The following is a 19,592-nucleotide window of genomic DNA, read 5'->3' as shown; positions in this document are numbered from 1 at the left end:
AGATTACCGCTGCCGCGCGAGGATACGCCGCCCTTCGACGTCGATGGCGTAGGTCGCTTCCATGTCCATGATGATGTTCTGCTTTTCACAGACATCTGGGCGCAATGTCACACGGACGAATGTCACGCCTTCGGGGCCCGGGGATGCAATCACTTCGTACGATTCACGCCGATAGAGACAGCGCTCCACGTCCAGGGGCAGGAAGTCATCGAGCGCAAGAAGCTGAAAACCTGTTTCATCTTCCGGCACCCGTCATGGAATCGATTCTGGACGCGAAACACGGGTGGAGTGCCGTAACGCCAAACTTCGACGCCATCCAACCTTTCCAGCGAGAATCCATGCTGAAGACCCGTCAGGTGGGTATCATCACATCCCACAGGCCCCAGGGAAGCACCGGAGCCCCAGGGTGTCGGGCATCGGACGCGGGGGGCGCTGGCCCCTGGCGCAGCCCTCAGGTCCGGGGTATCTGAGACCCCTCACCTCTTCTTCCACCATGTCCCGGCCGCTCCAGCACCTGCTTCTCGTCGAGGATGACCTCGCCTGGCGCGAGCGGCTGACCGTGGTGGCTCGCGCGGAAGGGGTGAAGGTCTCCCACGCGGCGGATGGCCAGGAAGCCCTGGACTGGCTGTGCACGCGGCCCCGGGCGAGCCACCCTGACCTCATCCTCCTGGACCTGCTGCTGCCGCGGATGGACGGGTGGGAACTCTACGGGCAGCTCCGGACCAACGCGCGTCTGCGCCATCTGGGCGTGCTGATGTTCTCCGGCGCGCTGAGCGGCCAGGAGCCCCCGCTGGAAGGCGTGGTGGGCTACCTGCGCAAGCCGCACGCGCCCGAAGCCGTGGACGGGGCCCTGCGCGCCCAGCTTCGCGGGCTCCCTGAGCTTCCCGCGAGGGACTCCGCCGAGCCCTACGCACTGCACCTGCCCGAGGACGTGTCCCTGCCGCTGCGCACCCTGCCAGGCCCCCTGAGCCACGCGGTGCGCCTGCACCTGCTGCGCGCCGCGGAGCTGACGGGGACGGAGCTCCCCCTGGCCTCCACCTGGTTGATGGCGCTCCCCGGGACGCCCCCCTCGCTCCTGGTGACGGTGGACGGTGTACAGGTGGAGCTGGAAGTGGATGACGCGCAGCGACGGCTCACCGTTAGCAACGTCACCCTGTCACCGAACCTGCGCCACGGCGCCTGACGGCTCAAGGCACCGGCAAGTGCCGGACCTCACCGCTCTCCAAATCCAGCCACACGCCCCGGCCACCCGCGTCAAATGCCAGCAAGACGCTGTCCGTGAGCCGCACCCTCGGGCGGGCATTCCCTTCGAACGTCAACACGGCGCGGGAAAATCCGCGCCTGTCCGTCAACTGAAGCTGCCAATCCGGCCCCAAATCCATCAACTCCAAAAGCCATTCTCTCGAGAGAAAGATGCCCTTGAGCGTCTCGTGGTCGCTCTCCGTCCGAACCCGATTGCGAAGAGACACGGGCCGCACCCAAGCCAGCGAGCTCCTCAGATTATTCCATCCGCGTTCCACATCCTCGGGGTTGGAGGGAGATTCCATGCACAGGACAGCAGCCTCACCGTCCGGGACCACGGACTGATGCCAGCTCACCATTTTCGGGTCCGACACCTCTGGAGGCAGCTCCGAACGGTCGCGCAATGTGGGCCCGTCCGCGAGCGTATACGTCCACCGCTCCTGTGCTCCGACGATGAAACTCATGTGTGTGGCATCCGCCGCAATGGAAAACGCACGGCTGGCAAGTTCCGGGACTCGCCAGAGCGCGCGGCAATCAGCGGCGAGCGCATCCACCATCATCACCATGTTTTCAGAGGACACGAACCAGACATTGCCGTCGTAACTGGGGGACCAGTCCGTCAATGACATATCGACCCAGGGGCTGCACCTGCGTGTGACCAGGTCCAGCCGGGACAGGCGCCACACCTCGTCCCGCCGCGCGAGTGCCAGGACCCGGTCCCCATGGATGGAAGGCACCAGGTGGAAGGCCGGCACGTCGAAGTGCGCCACCGTCCGGCCGTCCTCGCGAACCAGCCGCGCCCCCGCTTCCCCCAGTGCGTACAGCAGCCGGCCGTCTGGCAGCACCACCACGTCATGAAGCGTGAAGGTCCCCGCTTCTGAGGCCCGCACCGTGATGTCGATGCGCGGCCGTGCATGGGTATCGCGCCACGCGGTGTGGGTATTGTCGGCCAGCGACGGCAGGTCCGTGCGCAAGGTGCCGTCGGGCGCCGCGTCCAACAAGCGCTTGATGAGGCTCAGGTCCGAGGTGAAGCGGGCATTGCCCGCCGCCCGGTCCCGTAGCAACGCGCGCAGCGTGGGCACCACCAGCGCGGTGCGGTTGGCGGAAGGAGGCTCTTCCACGAGCGCCAATCCAAAGACGAAGCGCTCGGACGCGCGCTCCGGCGCGTCGTCGTCGAGCAACGCACGCACCCGCGCACCCGCCACCGTCAGCCCATCCTCGAACGCCGTGGCCCACATCGCCAGCAGCCGAGCGCCCGTCGCGCCACCACTCGCCACGCCCCGCTCCAGCCATTCGCGCGCCGGGGCACGATTCTTCGCCACCGGCCACACCACCTGAACGGCGCGCGCGTAGTCGCCGGCCTCGGCGAGCGTCTCCGCCCATAGCAGGCGGAGCGCAAGGGCCTCCGGTGGATTCGAACGCTCCAGCCGCGCCACCGCGTCCCCGAAGGCCCCACTGCGTCGGGCGATGGCGACGGCGCGCGCTACGTCCTGAGCCAGGAACCACTGACGCACCACGAGCCCTGGAGCCAGCTTGCGCCCCTCGGCCAGCTCCGCCGCCAGCTTGAAGCGGCCATGCCGCTCCAGGAAGGACACGGCTTCCTCGACGGCGCCCAGCAGCTCCGCGAGGACGAACGCGGCTTCGTCGATGCGCCCCTCGCGCTCGAAGCGACGGAAGGCCTCGCGGTAGCGCTGCTGGAGCGCGGAGTAGAGGTCAGCGCCTCCCCCGAACACGGCCCCCGCCGCTCCCCGCGCCTCCGTCTGGAGGGCGAGTTGCGCACGAGGCCCTGGCAGCCCCAAGGCCTCGCGTGCGTTCTCGCTCAGCTCCTTGCCCAGTGGAATGGCGTGCCGCAGTGCCTCGTCGAGGTTGCCCTCCTCGAACATGTCGAAGAGGCGGCGCACGTACTCCGCCTTCCGCTGCCGCCCCCACGCGCCGAGCAGGGTGTTGCGCATCATCCAGTCGGACAGCCAGCTCCAGGGACTCGGGCCCTGTAGTGCTCCGGGGGCCACCGCTCCCAAGAGCGTGGCCCCAAGCCGCGCCATCCATCCTGGCCAGCCACGCCCGGACTCGCCGCCTCCGCGCACCGCCGCTCCCTGACGGGAGAACTTCTCGCGCAGCCGTGCCCACCATCCCGGCCGGCGCGCCCCAGCGGCGACGGGAGCGCGGCGCCCCTCCATGCGCGCGAGCATGTTCTGTGCTTCAGGTGACGGCTCGGGCACGCCGGGACCGAAGCGTTCGCGCGACGGCGGAGGCACAGGCGCCAGCACGGGCACGGGGGGCGGCGGCGCGCCCAGCGTCTCCGGGGCTCGGAGCGTCCACGCGGACACGTCGAGCCATGTCGACACATCCACCCGCGGCATCGCACCGACAGAGAACACCAGGGACCGTCCCCTGAGCACCAGCAACGCCGCGCCTTCATGGAGACTCGGGTGCCGACGCTCCGCTGGAGACAAGGGCGCCGAGGAGAGGACGCCGTACTCCCGAGTGAGCGGCAGCCCCAGCGCGGCTTCGCACACCACCGTGCGTGGCGCGGACATCTCCACAAGATATCCACCCGCCACGGCGTGAACGGACATGCCGGGCGTCCACACCGCCAGAATCCGGCGGCGAGCCTCCGCCTCACCGAGCAGGGCCGGATCGAACCAGAAAGCCGAGGCCCGGACCGTGCCCCGATGCACCTGCTGCCGGGGCCGTAGCCCCGCACGTGCCGTGCTCATTCCCCGCCCCCCGTATGGATACGGCACAGCACCGCTTCATGCTCCAGGTGGTACAGCACCAGCTCGCCTTCCGTCGTCAGCCACCCGAGCACAGGCACCGCATGGCTGGCCTCCGCGTGGACCACGTCAGCGGCGGCCACCGCCAGCTTGAACTGGTGCTGGAGCCCCACGTTCCAGAAGGTTCGCTGGTCCGGGTCGAGCGCCAACAGTCCGGCATCCCCTTTCGCCTGCGGACAGACCCCGACGCCCACGGCTCGCAATCCCGAGCGCAGCGCCACGAACTGCACCGAGTCCCGATGGTGCAAACACCACATGCCTGGGATTTTGTTCACCGCGAGCAACCCAGCATCCGGATGCCCCGAATGGTGCGATGCACCGAACCAGAGGGTGTCGCCCCTCGAGTCCTGCAGGCGAACCTGGCGCACCTCCTTCGCACTCACGATGCCCAGCCGCATGCAACTCGCAGCCCCCCCATTTTCGTCGCGCGTCACGACGATGCTGGAGCCATTCACGTGAGCGGCGGCGATGACCCGCTGAGCCACCTGGGCGGAGACCACGCGGCGGGAGGAGGCGTCCTCCTCGAAGAAATAGAGCCTGTCGTCCAGGCCGGACAGGAGCACGCACTCCCGATTGAATGCATCGAGATACGTCGTCAGCCGGCCGGGGGGCTGTCCACGAGCAGGATTGGGTGGATGCGCCTGCGTATCGCGCAGCGTCCAGGGGAACGCCTTGGGCCCACGAGTCCTCGACTGATGTTGCAGTTGCCCCCGGAAGGCATAGGCATAGGCGCCCTGCCGCCGCATCAGCACGAGCAGCCCCCCCTGCCGCCGCCAACCCGCGCCCAGGAAGGTCTCATCACTCCGAGGCATCATCCGCTGGGGCCGAGCGAGGGTGGCGCGAGGAGAATTGGGCAGCGCCATGGCGCCGACGCCTCCCCCTTCATAGAAGAGCATCAATCGGCGGCCATCCGCGGAGAAGGCAAACCCCGACACCCGCGAGTGCTGGACTGTCTTCACGGGCGCGGCGACGCGCGCACGGAACGGGTCTCTCAACAGACGCACGCTGTCGTCCGGAGACGGCAGGTCCAGCAACACGGAGCGCGGCCCGCGCGCGGCGGGATGCACCTCCACCGCGAGCTGGCGCACCTCGGGCGCCAGGACTTCGGAGACCTCGATGCGCGAGAGCGTCTCCGCCCCCCCGAGCCGGGACAGGCGGGAAGACCCCACGAGCCAGGCGTCCGCCGTCCGCGCGCCGAGCTCTAGTGCCTCACACCAAGCCGAGAGCCGCTCAGCCGAGGGCGGCGCGGTGTCACGCGCGTTCAACCAGGCGCCCAGCGTGGCGGGCGTCACTTCCGTGAACCAGCCACGCCGCGGGTCTGCCTGAAGCACGCCCCATGCGAACGTGGCGCCCGCGGCCTCCGCCCTGCGCGCCATGACGATGAGCAACGCGAGGTGCGCGATGCGCGGAGCGCCAAGCTGGTCTGGTCCCGCATCGAGCAACATCACCGTGCGACGCGCGCGCTGAGGCTGGCGGAACGAGGGCTTGAGATAGGACAGCTCTCCGAAGGCGGCACGGCGCACCAGTTCGTCGGGTGCCTCCAGGGCCCACAGCCATTCACTCACCAGCAGCCGGTCGAAGGAGCCTCTTCGCGACAGGCCGTCATAGCCTTGAGGCTCGCCGCCCTCCCTCTCCGAGGGCGCCCGCAGCGGCCCCAACGCCACGGACAACCGGGCAACCAGCGGGCCCAGGTTCAGCGCCACCTCCAGCGGGAACTTCGCGAGGATCGACGCCCAGGGGCGTAGCGCATGGGGCAACGTGCTCACGGCGTGTCCCCCCGCGACTCCGTGTCCAGCCAGGCCTGAAGCGTGACACGCGACACGGGCCGCGCGGCGTCCATGCGGACGAGACACATGGACGCGGGCAGCACCGCCCACTTCGCTCCCCCCGCGTGCACATGCACCACGAACGCACGCTCCAGCAGCGAAGCCGCCACATCTGGCACCAGCGCACAGGGAAGCAACAGTGAGGGCGCCGCGGCATCCCGCCCCAGGTACACGGCACCGTCGACCCATGGCAACGACGCCGAGGCACCGAGGAGCACCAGGAGGCCCCGCCCCGCGACGCCTTCCCAACTGGCAAGGCGTGCGTCGTCCTCGGCGAGCACCCGGCGCGCGAGCGCCACCGCCACGGGGCCTTCTCCTGCCACGGCGAGCGGCTCCAGCGGCTCGGCGCGCGAACGCCACCGCACCGGCAGGAGCGCGGCGTCTTCGCCGCGCGTCTCCAGCGAGTCCCCCGTCCGCGAGTCTCTTCCCGTTGCGCTCACAGCGCGTCAGCCACCGCACCCGGGCCACGAGGCGGCGCCTCCGGAAACCGATGCGCGGAGCCTCCAGGCTCGCGGGCCTGCGCCCAGGCAGTGGCGGAGACAGCGCGGGAACCCTGCGCGCTCACACCGCCACCTCCATTTCGGATGACTCGAGCCCTGAAGCGCCGGAGGCGAGCACACCCGCCACTTCCGCGCGAAGCACCTTCAAGTCATCGGGAAGCGACTCGGGAGCGAAGCCCGCGTCCATCTCTCGCGCCACGCCCTCCAGCTTGAGCCGCCACGCGGCGAGCGCCTCGCCATGGCCATCCACGGGCCGCTCCGCCAGCAGCGCCTGCCCCGCGGAAGCGATGCGCCGCGCCCGCGCCAGGGGGCCCGCGCTGGCCTCCAGCGCCGCCGCCGGCAGCGCCGGGTTCTCCGTCCCGGCGAGCACGTCCCGCAGCACGTCCCGAGCGAGCGCCTGGGCCTCCTTCGTCGGCACGGCATACACGAGCGGCCACAGGTCCGCGGTCCCTGGCGTGCGCCGGCCCGCGAGCGCCGCGGCGGCGGCGATGAGCTTCTGGACCTTCACCGCGCGGCGGTCGGACAAGGCCACGCCCGCGGCGCGCAACGTGCGCAGCGCATGCGCCAGATGAGGGCGCACCCCGGAGAGGTCCGCCTCACGCGCGGCCTGGGCGACCACGTCCAGGGACTCCAGCGAGGTGACATGCGCGTCCGCGTCCCCCCACAGTGAAGCGCCGCCCGCGAGCAACTCCTCCAGCCGCGGGTCTGGCACGGGCTCGACGAAGATGCGTGCGAGGAACCGGTCCGCGAAGGCGGCCAGCGACTCGTCTTCCGGCAAGGCATTGGAGGCACCCACGCAGACGCGCAGGGGGCAGCGCATCCGGGTGTGGCCGCGCCGGAAGGTGCGCTCATTGAGGAGGCCCAGCAGCGTATTCAGGATGGCGGTGGAGCCGAGGAACACCTCATCGAGGAAGGCGACCTCGGCCTCGGGCAGCATGCCCTGGGTCTCCGTTTCGACGATGCCCTCGCGCAGCTTGCGCAGGTCCACGGGGCCGAAGAGCTCGGAGGGCTCGGTGAAACGCCCCAGGAGGTATTCGAAGTACGAGCCGCCCAGGACACGTGCGGTGCGCCGCACCGCCTCGCTCTTCGCGGTGCCCGGCGGACCGATGACGAGCAGGTGTTCCCCCGCCACGGCGGAGAGCGCGACGAGCTCCACCATCGCCTCGCGTTCGACCAGACCCCGGCCCGCACTGGAGAGTGCGTCACGAACAGCGGAGGCGGCGGATTCGAAGGAGCTGGACATGGAACACCACCCTAGCTTCCGGACTTGCCCCTCCGGAAGCACATGCAGGTCCCCACCCCACCCCTCTCTCCGACAGGGCGGCAGTAGTTGGACTGTCCGCAGGGATGCGCATGGCCACACCGAGGCACGCGCGTCTGCATGATTTCATGACACGCAGCGGCACTCGGAGTCCCCCACGGCGACCTCCAGGCATAGAGTGCAACGCATGAGAAAGCAGTCGATGTGGGTGGCGGTGGTGGGCGTGCTGTGTGTGGGAACGGACGCGGTGGCGGCAGGCTGGAATGGCTATGCATCGCTGGGCGCCGGCATCACCCTGGACCATTTGAGCAACTTCCGCACGAAGGGCCCGGCGCTGCACGGATGCCTGGGCCTGGAGACGCCACCCGGATTGTCGGTGGGCCTGCTGGCGGAAATCTCCGAGACGTGGGGCCAGCAGTTCCCGGACGCGATGCGGCCGGGGCAGTTGGAGCGCTCGCAGCTCGACTACCGGGCGGTGGGCATCGAGGCGCGGCTGCGCTTCTTCCAGGACAAGCCCATCACGCCATGGGTGGGCGCGCGGCTGTCGAAGAGCTGGGGGAGCACCTTCACGCCGGACGACGTGGGCACCTGGCTGCGGCAGAACATCGACACCACGAGCATGGCCTTCCGGGTGGGCGTGGACGGCTGGTTCAGCGACCGTTGGGGCGTGTCTGTCTCCACGGGCTTCCAGTTCTGTGACGTGAAGCTGACGACCAACTCGCTCAACCAGTGCGCCAAGCTCATGCAGTCGGTGATTGCCGGTCCGGTGTTGCGCATCTGAAGCCACGGCCCCGCGCGCCCGTTAGAGTGGGCCTGTCATGAGCACTTCGACGACATCGCCTTCCGCCGTGGGTCCTCGCTGGCTGTACCTGCACGGCTTCGCCTCGGGTCCGGATTCGAAGAAGGGCGTGGCCGTGGCCCGGCACTACGCGGACCAGGGCATTCCGGTGGAGCGGTTGAACCTCCGCGTCCCCTCCATGGAGCAGCTGCGCCTGAGCGCCATGCTGGACACCGTGCTGGCCGCGATGGGCGGGCCCGAGGAGCGGGTGGTGCTCATCGGCTCCAGCCTGGGAGGCCTCACGGCGGCCCGAGTGGCGGAGCAGGACGCCCGCGTGTGTGCGCTGGTGCTGCTGGCGCCCGCCTTCCGCGTCGTCCCGCAGCTGCGCCGGAGAATGGGGAACGCGGCGTGGCAGCATTGGCAGACGTCGGGCTGGATTGAGACGGACGACTTCGTGACGCAGCAAAAGGCGCGCATCCATTCGGGCTTCATCGCCGACGCGGAGGCAGTGGACGCCCGCACGGGTGGCTGGCCCGACGTGCGCGTCCCGACGCTCATCATCCACGGCCGTCAGGATGACACCTGTGACGTCCAAAACTCGCGCCAGTGGGCGGAGGGCAAGCGCCACGTCCGGCTGGTGGAGGTGGACGATGGCCACGAGCTCACCGCGTCACTGCCGCGGATCCTGGAGGAGACAGAGGTGTTCCTCCAGCCCTGGGGCACCCGGGGTCCTCGCGCTCAAGGTTCGATGCCGTAAGCGGCAGTCACCTGCTGGATAAAGCGGAGGATGTCGGGCGGCGTGTCGCTGTCCAACGTCAGACGCGTGCGCCGGCCGTCCACGGTGAATTCGAACGTCGTCACCTGCTGGTCATGTGCGACGGGAGAAGGGCGCTGTGATCCTCCTTGTATTCGTCCAGCCGGTGCGCGGCGATGAGCAGCATCGTGAGCCAATGGGCGTCGGCCGCGTTCACGTCGGATAGGCGCGAGCCGTTGCGCTTGGAACGGCCATCCCTGAAGACCTCGAACGAGAAGTGCCATGGATTGGGAATGCCCGGCGACGTCTGGAGCCTGAGCACGAGCGGGTCCGCGGAAAACTGCTGCTGCCTACGAGCCGGATGATCCAGCGGTGAAAGTCCTTCGCTCAAACGTGGAGGGAGCAACGGTGAGTACCGGCGAGCTGAACCGTTTCAACCCACGCTCCTCGCGTTCACGAGGAGCGACCCTCTGTTTCTGTCGGCTACGACGTCCACAAGATGGAGTTTCAACCCACGCTCCCCGCGTTCACGAGGAGCGACGGCGGCACGCTGCCGGGCTGCCAGGACGTCGTCGGGTTTCAACCCACGCTCCTCGTATTCACGAGGAGCGACTGCCCCCTTGCCCCAGAACCACCCCGCGATGCGGGTTCAACCCACGCTCCCCGCGTTCACGAGGAGCGACTGCTCGTCTGCTCGTCATCCATAGCGGCTCCCAGGCGTTTCAACCCGCGTTCACGAGGAGCGACCAGACCGACGGAGATCTTCCTCACTATGACCTGTTTCAACCCACGCTCCCCGCGTTCACGAGGAGCGACCGCGCAGGCGGCGGCGCAGGCCCAGGCGCAGCAGTTTCAACCCACGCTCCCCGCGTTCACGAGGAGCGGCTCACCTACAGCACCTCGACGGACCAGTACGCCTCGTTTCAACCCACGCTCCCCGCGTTCACGAGGAGCGACCCCGGCCACCTGCTCGCGCGAGCGAGGCCGGTCAATGTTTCAACCCACGCTCCCGGCGTTCACGAGGAGCGCCCCAGGCCGCGCCCCTAGCTAGCTCTTCGGCGTGTTTCAACCCACGCTCCCCGCGTTCACGAGGAGCGACCGAGCCGCAGAAGGAGCAGAAGATGCCGGACGCGTTTCAACCCACGCTCCCCGCGTTCACGAGGAGCGACTTCTTGTTGACGGGCTCCTTGAGCCACGCGGATGGTTTCAACCCACGCTCCCCGCGTTCACGAGGAGCGACTCCAGCTCGCAGTAGCCGGACCACTCGAAGCAGTTTCAACCCACGCTCCCCGCGTTCACGAGGAGCGACGGTAGCCCGTGTCGATGTCGTGGTAGTCACAGTCGTTTCAACCCACGCTCCTCGCGTTCACGAGGAGCGACCACGCCTGCAGATGGGCCACCCGAAACCCTACGTTTCAGCCCACGCTCCTCGCGTTCACGAGGAGCGACCGGGCCACGCCTGGGACTGAGCGTGCCCACCGTCGTGTTTCAACCCACGCTCCTCGCGTTCACGAGGAGCGACAGAGGCCAGAGGGAGCGCCACTCGCCGAGACGCAGTTTCAACCCACGCTCCTCGCGTTCACGAGGAGCGACTCGTCTGCGGCCTGAAGCTGCGCTTCCACCGCGCATTTCAACCCACGCTCCTCGCGTTCACGAGGAGCGACGCAGGCCCAGTGGAATACGCGCGAGGCCGCGCAGTTTCAACCCACGCTCCTCGCGTTCACGAGGAGCGACGCTCTTCCGCGCGTTGGACAGGCCGGAGCACGTGTTTCAACCCACGCTCCTCGCGTTCACGAGGAGCGACCAGGTCGCCGACCTTCTTGGCCCCTCGCGGACTCGTTTCAACCCACGCTCCTCGCGTTCACGAGGAGCGACGACCGGACCTCGTCGTCGAGCGGAACGCGCAGGACCCGTTTCAACCCACGCTCCTCGCGTTCACGAGGAGCGACCGACGACTTCAAAGAGACGTGGGCCAAGGCTGAGTTTCAACCCACGCACCTCGCGTTCACGAGGAGCGACTGCGATCGGCGATGCGTTCGCCGTACCGAGTCCGGTTTCAACCCACGCTCCTCGCGTTCACGAGGAGCGACCGGCAGTGCCAGTCGCCGTTCGGCTTCCGGCCTTTGTTTCAACCCACGCTCCTCGCGTTCACGAGGAGCGACCGGCCTGCCAGGTGCGGTTCGCCCCGGGCACGAAGTTTCAACCCACGCTCCTCGCGTTCACGAGGAGCGACCTTCATCGGCTACCGGGCGCTGCCGGTGGAATGTTTCAACCCACGCTCCTCGCGTTCACGAGGAGCGACTTCGGCGTCGCCACCTCCCTGGTCGCCAACTACGCGTTTCAACCCACGCTCCTCGCGTTCACGAGGAGCGACGGCCCTTCTGGATCACCTTGGGGCCCTCCGGGTTGTTTCAACCCACGCTCCTCGCGTTCACGAGGAGCGACGGGAGGACCTCAACGCTCTCTCCCTCCGACAAACCGTTCCAACCCACGCTCCTCGCGTTCACGAGGAGCGACTACACCCCGGTGCACGCGGTGTGGCGCACGGCGTGGTTTCAACCCACGCTCCTCGCGTTCACGAGGAGCGACCATCGGGGCCTACGTTGGGCGTGGGCGCATCATGTTTCAACCCACGCTCCTCGCGTTCACGAGGAGCGACCCCGCGCGGCGCTCAGCTCCTCTTCGAGCAGACGTTTCAACCCACGCTCCTCGCGTTCACGAGGAGCGACGTCGTAGATGCGGAGCCACAAGGTCCGCACCCAGGTTTCAACCCACGCTCCTCGCGTTCACGAGGAGCGACTTCTTCTGCCCGGCCTTGGACGGCTCCCCAAACAGGTTTCAACCCACGCTCCTCGCGTTCACGAGGAGCGACGGGTCGGCCTGGACGAGTACGCGCGGCCGCGAGGCTACGTTTCAACCCACGCTCCTCGCGTTCACGAGGAGCGACCGACGCGATTTTGCCTTGCGTGGGTCGTCTGGGTCGTTTCAACCCACGCTCCTCGCATTCACGAGGAGCGACGCGCCCGTTGTCAGTGCGTGGGTGGGGAGGGGCCGGTTTCAACCCACGCTCCTCGCGTTCACGAGGAGCGACATGCTGGTCGAGCGGCACAGCTCCACCAACTCAGTTTCAACCCACGCTCCTCGCGTTCACGAGGAGCGACAGCCCGCGAAGGTGCGCACCTCGTTGAACTCGTTTCAACCCACGCTCCTCGCGTTCACGAGGAGCGACCGCAACCGCGAGCGTGCCCGCGAGGAACTGGCCGTTTCAACCCACGCTCCTCGCGTTCACGAGGAGCGACTCTGCACTTCGGCGCGCAGCTCCCGGACTACGAGTTTCAACCCACGCTCCTCGCGTTCACGAGGAGCGACGCGGCGGGTCAGCCGGAGGGCCGTCGAAAATCGAGTTTCAACCCACGCTCCTCGCGTTCACGAGGAGCGACCGGCCTGGGTTCGCTGAGGTGGCGCGCTACCGGTTTCAACCCACGCTCCTCGCGTTCACGAGGAGCGACTGGCGGCCCAATACTCGGGAATCTCCTGCTCACGTTTCAACCCACGCTCCTCGCGTTCACGAGGAGCGACCTGCCCCGCGCTGGCTCCCTCGGAGCCATCGCGTTTCAACCCACGCTCCTCGCGTTCACGAGGAGCGACCCGCTGCGTGGTCTGCCCCCCGATTTTCGGACCAGTTGAAGCGTGAGAGAGTCCTCGCGTTCACGAGGAGCGACATGCCGCTGCGTCCGCCAAGCGCCGTGTGTAAATGTTTCAACCCACGCTCCTCGCGTTCACGAGGAGCGACACGTCTCGATTTCGACCGTCATGTCGGCCATCTCGTTTCAACCCACGCTCCTCGCGTTCACGAGGAGCGACTCGTGAAGGTGCGGTTTGTTCACGAACCGGGAAACGTTTCAACCCACGCTCCTCGCGTTCACGAGGAGCGACGCCGACCGGTCGCCGTCTCACCAGAACGCGGAGGTCGTTTCAACCCACGCTCCTCGCGTTCACGAGGAGCGACTGCCGCCGAATACCGAGACAATGCAGCCATATCCAAGTTTCAACCCACGCTCCTCGCGTTCACGAGGAGCGACCTGGAGAGCTGCACGGCTCGGTTTGGCGAATGGTTTCAACCCACGCTCCTCGCGTTCACGAGGAGCGACCTTCGAGCCGCGACGCCCGATGGTGAGACCTGTGTTTCAACCCACGCTCCTCGCGTTCACGAGGAGCGACACCACCAAGCCGACCGCGTCCCACGGACCAACCACGTGGTTTCAACCCACGCTCCTCGCGTTCACGAGGAGCGACGCTTCGGCGGCGCGCTGGGACGCCAGTGCACGCGCGTTTCAACCCACGCTCCTCGCGTTCACGAGGAGCGACACCGCGCCCGCGCGGGGAGGACGACGCATATGAGGTTTCAACCCACGCTCCTCGCGTTCACGAGGAGCGACCAGCGACGCGCGGAACAGCTCCCGCATCTGGTCCTTGTTTCAACCCACGCTCCTCGCGTTCACGAGGAGCGACCCGCAACCGCTCTCAGGTTCCCGATGGGGTCCCACGTGTTTCAACCCACGCTCCTCGCGTTCACGAGGAGCGACGACTGGCTTTGGACGGACCTCGACGGCGAGAGCTGTTTCAACCCACGCTCCTCGCGTTCACGAGGAGCGACTGTCGAGGTACGTAGCAAACGTGCCCGGGGGGTGTTTCAACCCACGCTCCTCGCGTTCACGAGGAGCGACGTCAGCGCTCGGCCCACAACTCCCAATTGACGCTGTTTCAACCCACGCTCCTCGCGTTCACGAGGAGCGACGCCAGACGCGAGCGATGAACACCTTATCCGGACCGTTTCAACCCACGCTCCTCGCGTTCACGAGGAGCGACCAACCACCCTAGACGGGGCCCCGTGTTCAGTATGTTTCAACCCACGCTCCTCGCGTTCACGAGGAGCGACTCTTCGGTGAACGCGTTGCCGACATCGTATCCGGTTTCAACCCACGCTCCTCGCGTTCACGAGGAGCGACAGCTGACGGACGTGGAGTTGGCCAAAGATTCGCTGTTTCAACCCACGCTCCTCGCGTTCACGAGGAGCGACCGGGGGGCAGGAGCGTCATCAAAACGCGCTTCAGGTTTCAACCCACGCTCCTCGCGTTCACGAGGAGCGACCGGAGGCGGGTAGTACTGACTGGGGGCGCCGTACGGGTTTCAACCCACGCTCCTCGCGTTCACGAGGAGCGACGGCCCGCGCCGCGCCTGACGCCTTCCGCTTGCTCGGGTTTCAACCCACGCTCCTCGCGTTCACGAGGAGCGACCGCGAGGGGTCTGCCGCCTCGGATGCCACGACAGGTTTCAACCCACGCTCCTCGCGTTCACGAGGAGCGACCTCCTTCTCGGCCTGGCTGGACTGCCACCAGGCGTTTCAACCCACGCTCCTCGCGTTCACGAGGAGCGACTCCGCCGCGACAACTGACCCGACACCAGCAGACGTTTCAACCCACGCTCCTCGCGTTCACGAGGAGCGACCGCGGACAAGCAGCGCGCGAGCTGCCACAACGTGTTTCAACCCACGCTCCTCGCGTTCACGAGGAGCGACGGGCCTGCTCGTGCCCGTGCTGGCCGACTACCTGTTTCAACCCACGCTCCTCGCGTTCACGAGGAGCGACCTCAAGCACGACGGCCTCCCGGGATGACGACGAAGTGGTTTCAACCCACGCTCCTCGCGTTCACGAGGAGCGACTGCGTCCAGCTCCCGTTCCAGACGCATGTGATAGCGTTTCAACCCACGCTCCTCGCGTTCACGAGGAGCGACGTTCAATTTCAGTATCGGCGCGCGCGTCGATTTGTTTCAACCCACGCTCCTCGCGTTCACGAGGAGCGACCCCCCTCCAGCTCCAGGCGGTCGAACCCATTCGCGAGGTTTCAACCCACGCTCCTCGCGTTCACGAGGAGCGACTCCCACACCGATACTTCGCACGCACGTAGTCCCGCGTTTCAACCCACGCTCCTCGCGTTCACGAGGAGCGACCGCGCACCTTGATGCGGTAAATCGCGAAGGCCGCGTTTCAACCCACGCTCCTCGCGTTCACGAGGAGCGACTTCGCCGCGTCGCCACCGGTCAACTCCGCTCCCAGTTTCAACCCACGCTCCTCGCGTTCACGAGGAGCGACGTTGCCCACCGGAATGGTCTCGCCTGTGTTGGCGTTTCAACCCACGCTCCTCGCGTTCACGAGGAGCGACCCCGACGATGAGCCCGGAGAGCTCCTCGCCAGGCTCGTTTCAACCCACGCTCCTCGCGTTCACGAGGAGCGACCCGCGGGCCCCATCCCTGCTGAGGCGGATGGGACGTTTCAACCCACGCTCCTCGCGTTCACGAGGAGCGACATCCGGATTCCACTCCCCGCCGCCAGTCACAGGGGGTTTCAACCCACGCTCCTCGCGTTCACGAGGAGCGACTTCCGCGACCTCGCGGACAAGTTCAAGGGCGAGGTTTCAACCCACGCTCCTCGCGTTCACGAGGAGCGACAACTCTCCCCACACCTTCCGCGCATCCGGATTGGGGTTTCAACCCACGCTCCTCGCGTTCACGAGGAGCGACCCCAGGCGTACTTCGAGGGCTACATGCTCGTTTGGTTTCAACCCACGCTCCTCGCGTTCACGAGGAGCGACGCATCCCAAGTCGGACGTGGGGAATGGGCCCCGTCGTTTCAACCCACGCTCCTCGCGTTCACGAGGAGCGACCCGGTCAGCTCGTCTCCGCCGTCTGCGCCGTACAGGTTTCAACCCACGCTCCTCGCGTTCACGAGGAGCGACTACCGGTCGGCATCGGGCATCACCACCAGCCCCGAGTTTCAACCCACGCTCCTCGCGTTCACGAGGAGCGACGCCATGGCTCACTCACTCAGTCCCAGATGAACGAGTTTCAACCCACGCTCCTCGCGTTCACGAGGAGCGACTGGCTACGCGGGGAACGTCCTTCACCGCGCCAGTGTTTCAACCCACGCTCCTCGCGTTCACGAGGAGCGACGGAGGGGGAAGAGTTTGAAGCCCGCGCGATGATGTTTCAACCCACGCTCCTCGCGTTCACGAGGAGCGACGCTGCTCTCCAACGAGCGGCCCATCAACGCGCTGTTTCAACCCACGCTCCTCGCGTTCACGAGGAGCGACACCGCCCGCAGATTGCCGATGGGGTCCCAGGTGTTTCAACCCACGCTCCTCGCGTTCACGAGGAGCGACGACACTGGCGGCGAGTCGCGCGGCGAGTCGCAGAGTTTCAACCCACGCTCCTCGCGTTCACGAGGAGCGACCGTGGCGGCGCGAATGCACGCTGCGCCGCCTCGAGTTTCAACCCACGCTCCTCGCGTTCACGAGGAGCGACTCTGCCTCTCCAACATAGCGCTCTGACTACGGAATCCAGCCGCATTTCGCGAACCAGCCCGTACTGCCACGAAGGCTCCCCGCCGCTCGTGACGTACACTCGCCCAACCCCTTGATTCTATTTGGGATTTCAAAGAGCGCGAACCCTCGACGGAGCGTACACCGGGACGGGTTCGCGGAGGCCTACAGGACCAGCGGCCCCTCGACGTCCAAGGGTGCTCTGGCGCCATGATGCTCCGTCTTCCGGGCATCGTCCTCCGACAGGAAGTAGAAGCGCAGGCTGTCGCATTCCGAATCGAATGCGCCGAGCAGGCGGGCGCGCAGGACGACCCAGTCCTTGGGCTCCAGGACACACTCGAAGACGGAGTATTGCACTCGCACGCCATGGTCTCTGCAAGCCCGCGCAATCTTGCGCAGGCGCCGAGGCCCCTGTGGGTCCGACACCCGCACGTCGTAACAAATCAGCACGGTCAATCTACGCATCAGCGCATCGCGAAGGGAGGGTAGCCGTCCAGCTCCCCTCGGAGGTGGCGTGCCAACAGCAACGCTTGCAGGTGAGGCGCCATGCCCCAGGTCGTCTCCTGCCCCAGGAACGCGTGCCGCACCCCCACCTGCTTCGCCTCCTGGTAGGCCACGAGGAACGTCTTGCGCGCATCGTCCTTCAGCAACACGGCCCCCGCCGACTCCGTGCGGAAGTCCCCGGGCTTGAGTTGCCCTCGATTCACCAGCGAGAAGACGAGCCGGTCCACCACCGGCGCACGGAACTCCTCCATCAAATCCAGCGCCAACGACAGGCGCCCAGGGCGGTCCTCGTGCAGGAACCCCACGGCGGGGTCGAGCCCAACACCCGTGAGCGCGCCCGCGCAATCCTGCGCCAGCAACGCATAGCCAAACGAGAGCATCGCGTTCAGCGGATTCCTCGGAGGCCGGCGGTTGCGGCCATCGAACTCGAAGCCCTGGGCGCTCTTCTTCAGCAGCGCGGGAAAGGACTCGAAGTAGTCGCGCGCCGCGATGCCTTCCAGCCCTCGCACCTGCTCCAAGTCCTCCACGCGTGTCAGCGCGCGCAGGTGCTCCGACAGCCGCCGCGCCGTCTCCGACAGGGCCTCCTGTCGCTCGGGCGCCGCGTCACGCCGCGCATGCAACACGAACTGCCGCGCGTTCCCGAGCTTCCCCACCACCAATGCCCGGGAGATGGCCACCGAGCGAGCAACGTCATCCGCCGCCCGGTACTGCTGCCGCCGCAACAACACGTTGCCGCCCGGCACGCCCTCCACCCTCGCCAGGAAGCGCCCCGTCATCCCGAAGAAGGAGACATGGATGCCCGCCTCCAGGCAGCTCTCCATCAACTCAGGCGTCAGCCACGCGCGCGTCAGGCACACCACCGAGCGCAGGTGCCGCAAGGGAACCTCCGCCTTCTTCTGGTCTTGAACCGTCACCACCACGCACTCGCCTTCCTTGTTCAGGCGAGTCCCTTCCGCGGTAATGAACAGCGTGTTCAGCGCGGTTGTCATGCGCTCCTCCGTTCAGCCGTCTTCGTCCATCCACCGAGTCAGGAAGTCCCGGGCGCTCCGCTGCCCCGCCGTCACTCCAGGAAGGCACAGCGGCTCCAGCGAGCACTTGTCACATCGGGGTGCGCGCGCCACGACAGGGACCTCCTGCCGGCGCAGCACCTCGTGCATGCGCGCGATGGCGTCCTCGGTCCGCTGGCGCAGCTCCGCGTCGAAGCGCACCGCGGCACGCTTGTGCTCCACACCGTAGAAGAGCGCCCCTTCCGGGACATCCACGCCGTGCATCTCCTCCAGGCACAGCGCCTGCGCGCAGAGCTGCACGCGGTCCGCCTCACCCGCCTTGCGCCGGCCGCGCTTCACCTCCACCGGGAAGGGCCGCCAGCCCGCCCCCTTCGCGTCCCGCTGGTACTCGACCATGTCCGCGCGCCCGGACACGCGCAGCCGCTGCGAGCCCAGCAACACGGCCCGCTCCACCCGCCGTCCCACCCGCGCGTCATGTCCCGGCAGGTCCACGCGCTCGTGCAGCAGTCTGCCGGAGGCGGTGTTGACGTCCTCGCGCCATTGCCGCTCGACGTGGATGAGCGCCGCCTGCCGCTCGCAGTACAGCAGGTGCTGGAGCGCCGACAGCGCCACCCACGTCTCGCGGTCCGTGCTCATCCCACCAACTCCAGCACCTCGATGCCCTGGGGCAGCCCTGCCTTGTCCACACGCACCGCGTAGTCGGAGAAGCTTCGAGCTGGCTTCTCCGGCTGGGCGCGCACCGCATGGACGCGGTCGAACAGCGCGTGGGCCGGCGCGTTGCCGAGCCCCGAGCCATGCTTGAACACCACCACCTTGCGCATGGACATCAGCCCTCGCGCGGCGCTGCGGTCCAGTTCGAACATGTGCGTGAAGGACTGGAAGAGCATCTCCAGGTCCGCCGTGCCGAACCCCGTCTGCTTCGCCAGGTGCGGTGAGACGAAGCCGTGCGCCCGGTAGAGCCCGTAGGGCACGGTGTTCTTCCGGCCCATGGTGCGGTTGTCACCGCCCTGCTTTTCCGCTTCGTCCTCAGTCGCCACCGCCATGCGGGTGATGGAATGCTCTTGCGACACAATAGGGTCCACCGAGCGGGCGAAGGTGAGCTGCACCGGCCCACGCACCTGCCCCGCATTGGGCCCCGTGGACATTACCGCACCAAAGGTGCGGACATCGAAGAACGTCTTGCACATCCACGCGCGGCCCTTCTCCACCTCGGAGCCCTGGGCCCTGCCCTTGTCGTTGCGCTTCTTGCCATCCTCCGCGCGAGCGGGTTTCTCGTTCAGGTCGATGCCCAGGCTCTTGTATCCATCCGCAATGCGGTTGTTCAGGATGGCCTTCTCCTTGACGAAGATGTCCAGCCCGGGCTTTCCCTCCTGCGTGAGCAGGACGAAGTTTCGCACCTTGCGCTTGAGGCTCACGTCCGTCACCAGCCCATGGCCCGTCTCCGCATCAATGCGAGGCAGGTTGCCGGCGTCGGGATCCCCGTTTGGGTTTCCATCCAACACGTCGAAGAACAGGACGAAGTCATGGCGTTGCTTGAGGTCGGTCATGGCGCTTTCTCTGGAATGGGTT

General features: G+C 67.3%; 14 protein-coding genes and 1 CRISPR repeat array. Of the genes, 3 read left to right on the top strand and 11 right to left on the bottom strand.

All coding sequences use genetic code 11. The features are described 5' to 3' along the window. Positions 1–3: 3 nt before the first annotated feature. Positions 4–249, bottom strand: coding sequence for a hypothetical protein (locus FMP39_RS05725; RefSeq protein WP_228557705.1), 246 nt, complete (start codon positions 247–249; stop codon positions 4–6). 244 nt (positions 250–493) lie between these two features. Between FMP39_RS05725 and FMP39_RS05720 the strand changes: the two genes are divergently transcribed. Beyond that, on the top strand, positions 494–1,183 hold the full coding sequence (locus tag FMP39_RS05720) for a response regulator (protein ID WP_141588991.1): 690 nt from the start codon (positions 494–496) through the stop codon (positions 1,181–1,183). Between the two features lie 4 nt (positions 1,184–1,187). Here FMP39_RS05720 and FMP39_RS05715 read toward each other — a convergent pair whose 3' ends face one another. The 4 genes from FMP39_RS05715 to FMP39_RS05700 form a co-directional block, all read right to left on the bottom strand. After that, positions 1,188–3,959, bottom strand: coding sequence for a bpX6 domain-containing protein (locus tag FMP39_RS05715; RefSeq protein ID WP_228557704.1), 2,772 nt, complete (start codon positions 3,957–3,959; stop codon positions 1,188–1,190). Continuing rightward, complete coding sequence (locus tag FMP39_RS05710; RefSeq protein WP_141588989.1) at positions 3,956–5,782, bottom strand: hypothetical protein; 1,827 nt, start codon at positions 5,780–5,782, stop codon at positions 3,956–3,958. Before FMP39_RS05710 ends, FMP39_RS05715 begins: the two co-directional genes overlap by 4 nt. Further along, entirely contained in the window at positions 5,779–6,282 is a 504-nt protein-coding gene (locus FMP39_RS05705) for a hypothetical protein (protein ID WP_141588988.1), read from the bottom strand. Before FMP39_RS05705 ends, FMP39_RS05710 begins: the two co-directional genes overlap by 4 nt. 121 nt (positions 6,283–6,403) lie before the next feature. Further along, positions 6,404–7,585, bottom strand: coding sequence for an AAA family ATPase (locus FMP39_RS05700; RefSeq protein WP_141588987.1), 1,182 nt, complete (start codon positions 7,583–7,585; stop codon positions 6,404–6,406). 205 nt (positions 7,586–7,790) lie between these two features. Here FMP39_RS05700 and FMP39_RS05695 point away from each other — a divergent pair, with 205 nt between their 5' ends. Together FMP39_RS05695 and FMP39_RS05690 are read left to right on the top strand one after the other, a co-directional pair. Continuing rightward, positions 7,791–8,384, top strand: coding sequence for a hypothetical protein (locus tag FMP39_RS05695; protein WP_141588986.1), 594 nt, complete (start codon positions 7,791–7,793; stop codon positions 8,382–8,384). Positions 8,385–8,421: 37 nt separating this feature from the next. Beyond that, positions 8,422–9,138: a YqiA/YcfP family alpha/beta fold hydrolase gene (locus tag FMP39_RS05690; protein ID WP_141588985.1), complete on the top strand. Its 717-nt coding sequence runs from the start codon at positions 8,422–8,424 to the stop codon at positions 9,136–9,138. Here FMP39_RS05690 and FMP39_RS38395 read toward each other — a convergent pair. The 6 genes from FMP39_RS38395 to cas7c all read right to left on the bottom strand — a co-directional run bounded on the left by FMP39_RS38395 (position 9,120) and on the right by cas7c (position 19,570). Next, on the bottom strand, positions 9,120–9,242 hold the full coding sequence (locus tag FMP39_RS38395) for a hypothetical protein (RefSeq protein ID WP_255508457.1): 123 nt from the start codon (positions 9,240–9,242) through the stop codon (positions 9,120–9,122). The genes FMP39_RS05690 and FMP39_RS38395 overlap by 19 nt on opposite strands. After that, positions 9,239–9,526, bottom strand: coding sequence for a hypothetical protein (locus tag FMP39_RS05685; protein ID WP_228557703.1), 288 nt, complete (start codon positions 9,524–9,526; stop codon positions 9,239–9,241). The genes FMP39_RS38395 and FMP39_RS05685 overlap by 4 nt, the downstream gene beginning before the upstream one ends. Positions 9,527–9,845: 319 nt before the next feature. Beyond that, positions 9,846–16,495: a CRISPR direct-repeat array (repeat unit 37 nt; unit sequence GTTTCAACCCACGCTCCTCGCGTTCACGAGGAGCGAC). Positions 16,496–16,677: 182 nt separating this feature from the next. Further along, positions 16,678–16,977 carry a CRISPR-associated endonuclease Cas2 gene (gene cas2, locus FMP39_RS05680; protein ID WP_225888307.1) on the bottom strand — a complete coding sequence of 100 codons (300 nt, stop codon included), beginning with the start codon at positions 16,975–16,977 and terminating at the stop codon, positions 16,678–16,680. Continuing rightward, positions 16,977–18,005 carry a type I-C CRISPR-associated endonuclease Cas1c gene (gene cas1c, locus FMP39_RS05675; RefSeq protein WP_141588983.1) on the bottom strand — a complete coding sequence of 343 codons (1,029 nt, stop codon included), beginning with the start codon at positions 18,003–18,005 and terminating at the stop codon, positions 16,977–16,979. The genes cas2 and cas1c overlap by 1 nt, the downstream gene beginning before the upstream one ends. A 12-nt stretch (positions 18,006–18,017) precedes the next feature. Continuing rightward, entirely contained in the window at positions 18,018–18,659 is a 642-nt protein-coding gene (cas4, locus tag FMP39_RS05670) for a CRISPR-associated protein Cas4 (protein ID WP_141588982.1), read from the bottom strand. Continuing rightward, positions 18,656–19,570 (bottom strand): type I-C CRISPR-associated protein Cas7/Csd2, encoded by a 915-nt coding sequence (gene cas7c / locus FMP39_RS05665; protein WP_141588981.1) that lies wholly within the window; start codon positions 19,568–19,570, stop codon positions 18,656–18,658. The genes cas4 and cas7c overlap by 4 nt, the downstream gene beginning before the upstream one ends. Between the last annotated feature and the right edge of the window lie 22 nt (positions 19,571–19,592).

Source organism: Myxococcus sp. AB056 (genome assembly GCF_006547365.1).
Lineage (GTDB): Bacteria > Myxococcota > Myxococcia > Myxococcales > Myxococcaceae > Myxococcus > Myxococcus virescens.
Note: the sequence above shows the minus strand (reverse complement) of the source record. Positions and strands in the feature narration are given on the sequence as shown.